The 11,943-nt window shown below is 30.1% G+C and carries 10 protein-coding genes and 1 tRNA gene; 2 read left to right on the top strand and 9 right to left on the bottom strand.

Annotated features, from left to right (window positions below; translation table 11 throughout):
* Window positions 1-48: 48 nt before the first annotated feature.
* Both QMD25_05450 and QMD25_05445 read left to right on the top strand, forming a co-directional pair.
* Window positions 49-123: transfer RNA gene (locus QMD25_05450), tRNA-Ala, on the top strand.
* Window positions 124-300: 177 nt separating this feature from the next.
* Window positions 301-624, top strand: coding sequence for a hypothetical protein (locus tag QMD25_05445; GenBank protein MDI6861440.1), 324 nt, complete (start codon window positions 301-303; stop codon window positions 622-624).
* Between the two features lie 186 nt (window positions 625-810).
* Here the strand turns inward: QMD25_05445 and pepT are convergent, their stop codons facing one another.
* From pepT to QMD25_05400, 9 genes are all read right to left on the bottom strand, one after another.
* Window positions 811-2,046 (bottom strand): peptidase T, encoded by a 1,236-nt coding sequence (gene pepT, locus QMD25_05440; protein ID MDI6861439.1) that lies wholly within the window; start codon window positions 2,044-2,046, stop codon window positions 811-813.
* Between the two features lie 21 nt (window positions 2,047-2,067).
* On the bottom strand, window positions 2,068-2,283 hold the full coding sequence (locus QMD25_05435; GenBank protein ID MDI6861438.1) for a hypothetical protein: 216 nt from the start codon (window positions 2,281-2,283) through the stop codon (window positions 2,068-2,070).
* 364 nt (window positions 2,284-2,647) lie between these two features.
* The gene (locus QMD25_05430) at window positions 2,648-4,609 is read right to left on the bottom strand and encodes a heavy metal translocating P-type ATPase (protein ID MDI6861437.1); all 1,962 of its coding nucleotides are present in this window, start codon (window positions 4,607-4,609) and stop codon (window positions 2,648-2,650) included.
* Between the two features lie 824 nt (window positions 4,610-5,433).
* The gene (locus QMD25_05425) at window positions 5,434-6,165 is read right to left on the bottom strand and encodes a nucleoside phosphorylase (GenBank protein ID MDI6861436.1); all 732 of its coding nucleotides are present in this window, start codon (window positions 6,163-6,165) and stop codon (window positions 5,434-5,436) included.
* Window positions 6,166-6,170: 5 nt separating this feature from the next.
* Window positions 6,171-7,463: an amidohydrolase gene (locus QMD25_05420; protein MDI6861435.1), complete on the bottom strand. Its 1,293-nt coding sequence runs from the start codon at window positions 7,461-7,463 to the stop codon at window positions 6,171-6,173.
* Window positions 7,464-7,478: 15 nt separating this feature from the next.
* On the bottom strand, window positions 7,479-8,414 hold the full coding sequence (locus QMD25_05415) for a nucleoside hydrolase (protein MDI6861434.1): 936 nt from the start codon (window positions 8,412-8,414) through the stop codon (window positions 7,479-7,481).
* The gene (locus QMD25_05410) at window positions 8,414-9,331 is read right to left on the bottom strand and encodes an ABC transporter permease (GenBank protein ID MDI6861433.1); all 918 of its coding nucleotides are present in this window, start codon (window positions 9,329-9,331) and stop codon (window positions 8,414-8,416) included. The genes QMD25_05415 and QMD25_05410 overlap by 1 nt, the downstream gene beginning before the upstream one ends.
* Window positions 9,315-10,391 carry an ABC transporter permease gene (locus QMD25_05405; protein ID MDI6861432.1) on the bottom strand — a complete coding sequence of 359 codons (1,077 nt, stop codon included), beginning with the start codon at window positions 10,389-10,391 and terminating at the stop codon, window positions 9,315-9,317. Before QMD25_05405 ends, QMD25_05410 begins: the two co-directional genes overlap by 17 nt.
* Window positions 10,392-10,394: 3 nt before the next feature.
* A complete protein-coding gene (locus QMD25_05400) occupies window positions 10,395-11,912 on the bottom strand; it encodes an ABC transporter ATP-binding protein (protein ID MDI6861431.1) in 1,518 nt (505 codons plus the stop codon).
* Between the last annotated feature and the right edge of the window lie 31 nt (window positions 11,913-11,943).

The following is an 11,943-nucleotide window of genomic DNA, read 5'->3' as shown; positions in this document are numbered from 1 at the left end:
AAATTTAAATTTTTTATTTTATGATATAATAAAAAAAGATTGTGTGGTGGGGCAGTAGTTCAGCGGGAGAACGCCTGATTTGCACTCAGGAGGTCACGGGTTCAAATCCCGTCTGCTCCACCAGAATTATAAAAATAACTCAAAATTCTTATTCTATAAATTTTTTACTTTAATAAGAGATAATCTTAAATAAAATAAATGGATTAAAATTTTTTTAATGGGTCTTTTGGTTTTTTGATTCTTAGTTCTGAGTTTTTTTAATATCTAGATTCCTTAATTTTAGGAAAAAGTTTTAAAGAGTTGAATTTATGGAAAGAAAGATGGTATTATCTTGTTTTCCACTGGTCAATAACAATTATAATTTGGTTAATAGGAGCATTATTAGTTTTTATATGGCTTAAAAAGAGAGAAATTCTTTCTAATATATTTTCTTTTATTGAATCAAAAAATTTTTCTTATAAATCTTTTCAGATCATAAAAGAGTTTTTATGCTTTCAAAAAATTCATGGAAGAAATGCATGTATTTTATCTATTTTTCAAAATATTTATTACTTTTTTGAATCTTCGCTTATAATCCTTATTGTTGCTTTTTTCAAAAGGCAGGAGAGTTATGGTTTAATTTAAAAATTATTCCATGGGGTAGTATTGGTTTATTTTTAACATGGGGTATTGGTCATTTTATCTCACATTCAGTAGGAGCTACATCAATTGCTATATTTTCTTTTATTCCTGGTTTTTATATATATTCTATTCAAAAAAATTTTTATCTTACATTCCTTTGTGTTTTATTTAGCTTTATTTTTAAATGAATTATTTATTATAAAATTTAGTATAATTTTCACAAATTTTAACAATAATTTCTGTAACTTTTTCTAAAGATGAAACAGGTATATATTCATATCTTCCGTGATAATTAAAACCTCCGACACCAATATTTGGGGTTGGTATGCCTTTATAAGAAAGTCTTGCTCCATCTGTTCCACCTCTAATTGGTATTATTTTTGGAGTTACTCCAACTTCTTCCATAGATTTTTTTGCAATTTCAATAAGTTCCATATGTTTTTCGACAATTTCCCTCATATTGTAATATGTATCTTCAATAGTTAAATTGACAGTTCCTTCACCATATTTGAAATTTAATAAATCTACTATCTTTTTCATAAATTCTTTTCTTTTTTGAAAACCATCTTTAAAGAAATCTCTAATTATAAAATAAAGATTTGTTTTTTCTACTTTTCCTTCAAACGAAATAAGGTGAAAGAAGCCTTCATAGCCTTCTGTATGTTCTGGTCTTTCTTGTGGCGGTAATATATTAATTAATTCATTTGCAATAAGAATTGAGTTTTTCATTTTTCCTTTTGCTTCTTTTGGATGAATATCTATACCATTGATTTCAATAAGTGCTTTTGCTGCATTAAAATTTTCAAATTGAAGTTCACCAACTTCACCACCATCAACTGTGTAGGCGAATTTTACTCCAAATTTTTCTGGAATAAGATATTCAACACCCTTTCCAATTTCTTCATCAGGAGTAAAGCAAATTCTTATTTTTCCATGTTTTATTTCAGGATGATTTATCATGTATTCTATTGCAGTTATAATTTCGGCAATTCCACCCTTATCATCTGCGCCCAGAAGAGTTGTTCCATCAGTTACAACAATATCATCACCAATATATTTTAAAATTTCAGGATAATATTTTGGAGAAAGGACAATATTTTCTTTTTCATTAAGAATAATTTCTTTTCCATCATAATTTTCTATAACTTTTGGATTTACATTTTTACCGCTCATATTTGGTGCTGTATCCATATGGGCCATAAATCCAAGAGGTGGAATATCTTTGTCAACATTTGAAGGAAGTGTTGCAAAAACATATGAGTATTCATCAACTTCAACATCTTTCATTCCAATTGATATTAACTCATTTTTAAGATATTCAGCAAAAATTTTTTGTGTTTCAGTTGATGGATAAGTCTCGCTTCCCTCTTTTGATTGTGTGTCAAATTTTACAAAAGTTAGAAATCTTTCTAAAACTTTTTTCATTTAAAACCTCCTTTTTATTAATCAATTAGATAAATAATAAATTACAGGTTCATTTTGAAACCAACTCGGGATTTTTTTATCAAGAATTATTTTATAATTTTGTTTTCTTTCTTTACTATTCCACAAAATTCCCTCACACTGTCCTTTTCTATACATACTTTTTATTGATTCATCAATTGTAGGTAGTATGCAGTAATCTTTTCTCTTGTCTGTTAGTTTTGTTCTTTTAAAATTCATATATCTAAATTATATTTCTTAAAATCATTTTTTAAAATGGTAAAAACATTTCTTCTTCTGCTCAACTAGGTTCAATCTCATACCATGTTATTTTTCGTTTTTCCTCTAAAACCTTCATTTTTTATAACTACTTATGTGAAACATTTCATTTATTCCCCAATAACTTTATATTCTGAAAGTTGTTTAAAGTGCAATTTTAAATATCCTTGAGAATTTCATATATTCTCTCATTAAAAACTTTAGATTAATATAGATTTGTATATTTCAGTTTTAGTTTGATCATGATGGTAAAAAATATCGACTACTATTCTCATCTTATGTACATTAAGGCTATTTTCATTGTTCATTTGAACGATAGTAGTAATCACTTAGTGGGTGTTAGTATTGATAGACGCTCACTACGTAACAATTGAGCATTTATGGCAACAATAATTGTGCTAAGTGACATAAAGAGTGCTCCAATGGCTGGAGAAAACAAAATACCCCAACGAGCGAGAACACCTGCTGCAAGTGGTAGAGCAATAATGTTGTAGCCAGCAGCCCACCATAGATTTTGGATCATCTTATGGTAACTAGCTCGACTTAGAGCAATTACCTTAACCACATCTAATGGATTACTTTTAACCAGAATTACTCCAGCAGATTCGATTGCAACATCTGTACCACTGCCAATTGCAATTCCAACATCCGCTTTGGTTAGGGCTGGTGCATCATTTACTCCATCGCCAACTACAGCAACACGTTTTCCTTTAGTTTGTAAATCAGCCACTATCTGAACTTTATGTTCTGGGAGAACTTGAGCAAAGACATAATCAATACCCAATTCAGCAGCAACAGCCTGTGCTACTTCTTGACTATCACCTGTTAACATTGCAACCTCAATACCCATTTCATGTAATCGACGAACAGCTTCTTTGCTTTCAGGGCGTATAACATCTGCTACAGCGAATGCAGCAACTACTTGTTTATCAACAATTAAATAAACTACTGATTGCGCTTTCTCCCCTGCAGTTTGGATAAAAGTTTTAAAATAGTCTGGCGGATGTAAATCTAACATTTCTAACATGCGTGGACCACCCACATAAACAGATTTATTATTGAAAAAGGCTCGTACACCACGCCCTTTCAAGGCAGTGAACTCACTAACAGAAGGTAATGTAAGTCCACGATCTTGTGCTGCCTTCCGTATTGCTTGGGCAATAAGATGTTCCGAGTCACCTTCAATAGCTGCAGCAAGGGCTAATGCATCATTTTCATTCCAGCCCTTATTTACTGCAATGCCTACCACACCAAATTTACCTTCGGTTAGAGTTCCAGTTTTGTCAAAAACTACTATATCTATATCACGAGCGGTTTCTAATGCCAATCGATCACGAACTAAAATTCCATTTTTAGCTCCAAGTGCTGTTGTTATAGCAACAACCAATGGAACAGCCAAACCAAGTGCGTGTGGACAAGCAATAACCAATACTGTAACAACACGCATAAGAACTTCAACATTGAAACCAACAGTTATGGTCCATCCAATGGCAGTAATAGCAGCTACAATCAAGGCAATGTAAAATAGCCAACCTGCTGCACGATCAGCGAGCACTTGAGTTGGAGACTTAGACATTTGCGCTTGTTTTACAAGACGCATAATACCTGCTAGTGCAGTTTGATCACCAATAGCGGTAACGCGAATACGCAAACTACCATCTCCATTAATTGTTCCAGCAATAACTTTTGATCCAGGTAATTTACTAACAGGACGAGATTCCCCAGTGATCATCGCTTCATTAACATTTGACTCACCATCAACTACTTCGCCATCAGCAGGTATGCTTGTGCCTGGGCGTACCAATACAAGATCTCCGATGTGTAAAGCAGAAGTAGAAACAATTTCAACACTTCCATCTGGTAAAATACGTTCAGCAGTATCTGGCATTAATTTAGCAAGTTCGTTTAAAGCACCAGAGGCTTGACGTACAGAACGCATTTCAAGCCAGTGACCAAGAAGCATTACATCAATTAATGTAACTAGTTCCCAAAAGAATCCCTCTCCAAGATTGGTAATTTGTGCCAGAATACTATAAACAAAAGCAATGGAGATTGCTAAAGAAATCAGTGTCATCATACCTGGTCTGCGATGTCGTAATTCAGGTATGGACATTTGAAGGAAAGGTATACCACCATAACTGAAAATGACAAGTGAAAATAAGAAAGGAATCCACTCACTCCATGGGAAGGTTGGTATTTTAAAGCCTAATAAGCGTTGGGGTATAGGACTGAAAATTACAACTGGTACACTAAGAACTAAACATATCCAGAAACGTTTACGGAACATCTGCTCGTGTCCTGTGTGATCTGTATGTCTTATTGAATGATTTTTTGGGGTATCTGTTTTGGAGTGTATGTATTTATGAGTCATATGCATATTGTGGTGATTTTTATGTTTATTTTGAGATTGGTTCATTGATTCCTCCTTTAAATTGTAGTAATTTTTTGACAAACTTATATTTATTTTGTAAAAAAGCAAAAGATTGAAGACATTTTGGTTTATAAATAGTGATTAAATTCATATTTGAACAAATTGTGATCAAATTTATATCTTGATTTTGTAATAACATTTATTACCTCCTTTTTGAGAAATAACTTACTATACCTAAAACTTTGGACTTAATAATAATCCAATCGAATTTGTATGTCAAGCCCTATCAGTCATAATCAATAGAATTCAAAGCACTTTTTAATAAAATTATCAGAATATAAATTTGTATCCTCATTTTTATCTTTTTTACTATCTTCTTTCATCACGCTGAATCAGACATTTTTCATACTAAAAAGGAATCCTTTTGTTTTATTTTACAATTTTCTTATATTATTTGCTCTAAACCCTTTCCCTATATTTTTTATAAATTAAAACTAATTCTTTAATTCTTGCTTTTAATATCCAAAAGAGTAAATAAATCAATATGATGAATAATGAATATTAAAGAAAAATTTTATGTTTTAAAAAATATTAGACTATTTTTGATAATAATAGAGGCATCTATAACTCTTAAACATTGATACTTTCTAAACATAATTCTTGTTAAATATAGACCCTGTTATTTTTCGTTTTTTCTCTAAAATCTTCATTTTTATAACTCCTTATGTCAAACATTTCATTTATTTCCAAATAACTTTATATTCTGAAAGTGTTTCGAGTGCAATTTTTGACGCAATATATTCACCCATACTAAATTCTTTTTCTTTGCCCTTCTCTTTCATCTTACCAAGAGTAATATTTCCATCAATAACAAAAATTGCGCCAGCCTTAACTCTTCTCCTTTGTGAAACAATAAAGACAACTCCACTTTCCATTTCAACTGCTTGAACATTTGATTCAACATATTTTTTTATTATCTCTTTATCATAACCTTCATAAAAACCATCTGATGAGAGTACTATTCCATAAAAAATTCTATCAAAATTCTCTTTCGCCTTTTTAATTAAAATTGATGTTAAATCAAAATCTGGAACTGCTGGAAATCCAAGAGGTAAATATTTAATTGAAGTTCCATCATCTCTAATTGAACTTGTTGCAATAACAATATCTCCAGTTTGAATCTTTGGATTTAATCCACCAGCACTTCCAACTCTAATAAAAATTTTTCCTCCAAGTTTAATTAATTCTTCAAGAACAATTGCAGCAGATGGAGAACCCATTCCAGTTGTTGCAACTGTTATTCTATCATCTTTATAAAATCCAGTATAAACTAAAAGTGATCTATATTCATTAACAAGTTTTCCATTACTAAAAAATTCAAAATTTATTCTTTTTGCTCTATCTGGATTTCCGACTAGAATAATTTTTTCTGATATATCTTCTTTTTCACATTTAATATGTGCTTCACTCATAAAATTCACTCTCCAAATTTTTGCATAGGTTTATCACTTCTAATAAGCATAATATCTTTTATTTTATTTATTTCTTTGATTAAGTATGGAATATCAATTGTTAATAATTTTCCATTTTTAACAACAACTTTACCATCAACTATTACAGTATCAATGTCTCTCTCAGATATTGAATAGAGAAGATTTGCAAAAATGTTTATTTCTGGATTTAATGAGGGAGAATTTTTGTTAATAAGAATTAAATCTGCAACATAATCTTCTTTTATTTCTCCAATTTTTAAATGAGTTAAAAGAGAGCCACCTGAAGAGAAAAGTGGCATTAATTCTTCTATTCTTGCGATTTCTGGATTAGATTTTGAAATTTTAGCATTTAGTGCTGCTAACCTTCCTGCTTCAAAAATAGAAAGAGTGTTATTAGAAACAACCCCATCGGTTGCAAAACCACATCTTACTTTCTCTTTTAGAATTCTAAATAAAATGTCTGAAAGATCTCCAAATTTCATAAATGTTTTAGGTGCATGTGCTATAAATGCATTCGTGTCTTTTATAATTTTTAAATCTTCATCTCTTGCCCTATATGCATGTGCAATGAGAGTATTTTCCTTAATAAGACCAATATCATAAAGATGTTTTATTGGCGTTTTTCCCTTTTCTTTTATACTTTTTTCAACTTGCCACTCCATTTCTGATGCATGAATATGAATTTTTAATTCATAAACTTTAGAAAGCATTGAAAACTTTTTTAAAAAATCTTCTGGGCAAACATATGGAGAATGTGGCCCAAGAGAAATTGTTAATCTATCTGATAACCCATTATATTTTTCAATGAAATCCATTGCCTTTTTAAAATTTTCTTCTTCATTTTCTCCAACACCAAAAAGAGCCCATGCAAGGTCTGCTCTAATTCCAGCCTCTTCATATGCTTTATACGCTTCATCCATATAAAAGTAATGATCAAAAACAGTTGTTACTCCTGATAAAAGCATTTCTGCAGCACCAAGAAGAGTTCCAAAATACACAAAATGGGGTCTTAAATTTTTTTCATAAATCCAAATGTATTTATTAAACCAATCTGTTGAATTTACATCCTCTGCAGATCCTCTTATTAAAGTCATTGCAACATGTGAATGACAATTTACAAGACCAGGCAGAGTATAAAAGTTACTTCCATCAATAATTTCATCTCCTTCTAAATTTTCACCAATTTTTTTAATTTTATTTCCATCAATTAAAATATCTTTATTTTTTTCTATTTTTAAATCTTTAAAATCTATTATTGTTGTATTTTTAATTAACATTTATTCCTCCAAATTTTAACTTTTATCTAAAAACTCAATCATCTCAAAAATCATATTTTTAAACTTAATTAAATCTAAATCTATTGCAACAAATGCATTTGGTTTTCTCTTTAAAACTCCATATACATCAACTATAGTTCTTCCTCTTGTTAATTCTCCTTGAATTTCAATATCGACAAAATACTCTTTTAGTGTAAGAGTTGTCTCATCTATAAGATAAGAAATTGTTAATGCATCATGAATTGGAGCACCATTAAATCCAAAAAACTCTTTATTTGCATTTGCGAAAAATCTTAAAAGCGGACCAACAACACTTGAAATTTTTCCATTCATTTTCTCTATTTTCTCTATATCATCAAAAGTTAATAGTGCTTTGTTTGTTACATCAAGACCAACCATAACTATCGGAATACCTGAATTAAAAACAATTTTTGCAGCTTCTGGATCAACATAAATATTAAATTCTGCTGCAGGAGTTATGTTTGAATCAAAAATTGCACCTCCCATTAAAACTATTTTTTCAATTTTTTCTTTTATTTTTGGCTCTTTTATTAAGGAAATCGCAATATTTGTTAAAGGTCCGGTTGGAACAATATAAATTTTTTCATTTGAATTTAAAAGAGTATCAATTATAAAATCAACTGCATGAATTTTAAGAGGTTCTATTTCAGGTTCTGGTAAATTTGCTCCATCAAGACCTGAAATGCCATGAATTTTTGGTGCAGTTATAAGTTCTCTTAAAATTGGTTTATCAAAACCTTTTGCAACTTTTATATCTTTTCTGTTAATTAATGTTAATGTTTTTAAAGCATTTTGAAAAGTTTTATCTCCAGTTTGATTTCCTGCAACTGTTGTTATACCAATAATTTCAATTTCTTTTCTTGATGAAGCAAGCATAATTGCTATCATGTCATCATGTCCTGGATCGCAATCAAGAATTATTTTTTTCATTATCTCTCCTTTCTTTTTCTTGCTGCCTGAATTGAATATATCGTTAATGTAATTACTGTTGCAATATAAGGAATCATTTGAATAAATTCAGATGGAATTTGAAGAGATGCAAGATAAATTGCAATTGTGTTTAAAATACCAAAAAGAAGAGAAGCAAGAAAAACACCAAAAGGTAAATGGGCTCCTAAATTTGATGCTGCTATTGCAATAAAACCTCTTCCAGCAGTCATATCTCTCGCAAACCAACTAACATATCCCATTGAAAGATAGAGACCTCCAAGTGCTCCAAAGATTCCAGATAAAACAAGTGCATAAAACCTAATTTTATTTACATTAACACCAACTGAACTTGCAGCATCAGGATTTTGTCCAACTGCTCTAATTCTTAATCCAAGAGGAGTTTTAAAAGTTATAATGTAAAAGATTATAACTGAGATCAAAGCAAGATATGTAAGAATATTATGACCACTAAAAATTTGTCCTAATATTGGAATATCTTTTATTATGGGAATTTGGATAGATGGAAAAACTAAACTTTTAAGTGAACTTGAAGTTCCTTTATCTTTTGCAAAAATATAAAGAAGAAATATAGTAATACCAGAAGAAAACATATTTAAAGCAATTGCAGCAAGAATAATGTCTGCTTTTAGTTTAAGGTGAAAATATGCAAGAATACATGCAAGGCCAATTCCAGCAAGAACACCTGCTATAAATGAAAGGAGAAGATTTTGAGTAAAAGCACTTACAATTACTCCAAAGAATGCGGCAATAAGCATTGTTCCTTCCATTGAAATATTAATTGCACCAGAAAGGGCAGTTATTGCAACACCAATTGCTGCAAATAGAATTGGAGTCATAACTCTTAAAATTGCAAAACCAAATGATGGACTTAATATACTTTTAAGAAGCGGACTCAATTTTTACCTCCCTCTTTTCTGCCTCTCTTACTGTTATTCTATACTTCCATTGAGTTAAAAATGCTTCTGCTGTTATAAGAAGAATAATTATAGATTCAAGAACAGTAACTATTTCTGCTGGAATATCAGTAAGTAAATTTAAAACTTGACCACTCACCCTTAAATATGCAATAAAAATTGACGCAAATGCAATTAATATAGGATGATTTCTTCCAATAATTGCAACGACAACTCCATCCCAACCATATCCTGGTGTTCCTTGCCAGTTAAATCTTCTATGAATTCCCATAACTTCACTTATTCCAGCAATTCCAGCAATAAAACCACCAATAATTTGAGTTATTAAAATTATCTTAAATGTATTAATTCCTCCATATTTTGCAAAATTTATGTTAAAACCAGTCATTCTAATTTCATAACCAAGTTTTGTTTTATATAAAAGTATATAAACAAGAATTATAAAAACTATTGTTAATAAAACTCCATAATGAATTCTTGTATTTTTTATAAATTGATCAAACCATGCAGTTTTTGGAAGTTGATATGAAACAAGAAATCCAGCCTTTTTATCTCTAAAATGAAAATTTATTATATATAAACTGAGATAAAGAGCAACATAATTCATCATAAGAGTTATAACAAGTTCACTTGCTTTCCATTTTGCTTTAAGAATTCCAGGAATAAAACCCCAAAAAGCACCAACTCCTCCTGCAACTAAAAGCATTAAAGGAATATGTATAAATTTGGGAAAATTTGTTGAGACACCAAAACCAGTTGCAACTGCTGCAGAAATAAAGAGAGCACCTTCTGCACCTATATTAAATTGTTCTGCTTGAAATGGAATTGCAATTGCAAGTCCGCATAAGATTATGGGTGATGCCATCTCAATAACATTTCCTAATCTACCAATTGAACTAAAAGGACCTAAAAAGAAATATCTTAAACCGTTTGATGGGTCTTTGCTATAAATAAATATTATTAAAACACAGATAAATGCTCCAATCAAAAATGCAATTATTGTTCTTATAAGATTAAAATACTTAAGAATAAATCTCTCCATGCTTTACTCCCTTTTTATACCAAGCATATATGGACCAAGATCTTTACCAGTTAATCCTTCATAATTTTTGAATTCTTTTACAATTTCACCATTGTAAATTACTAAAATTCTTGTTGAAAGTTTAAGTATTTCATCTAAATCTGCAGATACAAGAAAAATTGCAGCACCATTATCCCTTGCCTCTTTAAGAAGATTATGCACTAACTCTTCTGAACCAACATCAATTCCTCTGGTTGGTTGATCTGCAATTATAACTGTTGGATTTGAAGAAAGTTCTCTTGCAACAACAACTTTTTGTATGTTTCCACCAGATAAAGAATTAACAGGATTTTTTGATGAAATAGTTACTATATTGAATTTTTTTATAAGTTCATTTGTATAATTTTCAATCTCCTTTTCTTTTAATAAAACTCTTCCAGAAAAGAGATTTTTATAATATCTATCAACAATAACATTTTCTTCAATTGTTGCTTTATCTGCAACTCCATCTCTCATTCTATCTTCAGGAATATGAGAGATTCCGCTTTCTCTAATTTTCCTTGGAATTAAATTTGTTATATCTTTACCTTTATGAAAAATTTTACCAGAAGTTGGTCTTCTTAACCCTGTTAAAATCTCAACAAGTTCTGTTTGACCATTTCCTTCAATTCCAGCAAGACCTAAAATTTCATGAGTTTTTAACTGAAATGAAATACCATTTAAAACTTTTATATTTTCTTCATTTATATAAGTTATATCTTTTACTTCAAAAATTACCTCACCTTCTTTTTCGCATGGAGGAATTCTTTCAAAAGAGATTTCTCTCCCAACCATAAGATAAGCAATTTCATGTTCAGTCATATCTTTTGCATCTTTTGTAGCAACTATTTTACCATCTCTCATAACTGTAATTTTATCTGCAATTTCTAAAACTTCTTTTAATTTATGAGATATGAAAATAATTGTTTTTCCTGATTTTTTTAAGTTTCTTAAAGTTGCAAATAAAACTTCTGTCTCTTGGGGAGTTAAAACTGATGTTGGTTCATCTAAAATCAGAAGTTCTGCATTTCTTATTAGAGCCTTTAAAATTTCAACTCTTTGTCTTAAACCAATTGGAAGATCTTTTATTTTTTTATCAAAAGGAACAGGCAGACCAAATTCTTCTGATGCTTTTTTGGTTGTTTCGATTGCCTTTTTGGAATCAAGAAACAATCCTTTTCTTGGTTCTATTCCTAAAAGTAAATTTTCATAAACAGTAAGGTCAGGTGCTAACATAAAATGTTGATGAACCATTCCAATACCAATTTTAATTGCATCATATGGATTTTTTATTTTGATCTCTTTACCTTTGTATAAAATTTTACCTTCTTGTGGCTCCTCAATTCCAAAAATTATTTTCATTAAAGTTGTTTTTCCAGCGCCATTTTCACCAACTATTGCATGAATTGTTCCTTCTTCTATATCAAGTGAAACTCCTTTATTTGCAACAACTCCATTTGGATAAACCTTTACTATATTTCTAACTGAAAGAATTGTTGCCATTTAACCTCCAAATTTAAGAAGGGGAGGCATA

The sequence above is a fragment of the Caldisericia bacterium genome (assembly GCA_030018355.1).
Classification (GTDB): Bacteria; Caldisericota; Caldisericia; order B22-G15; family B22-G15; genus JAAYUH01.
This window is presented reverse-complemented; position numbering and strand designations above follow the sequence as displayed.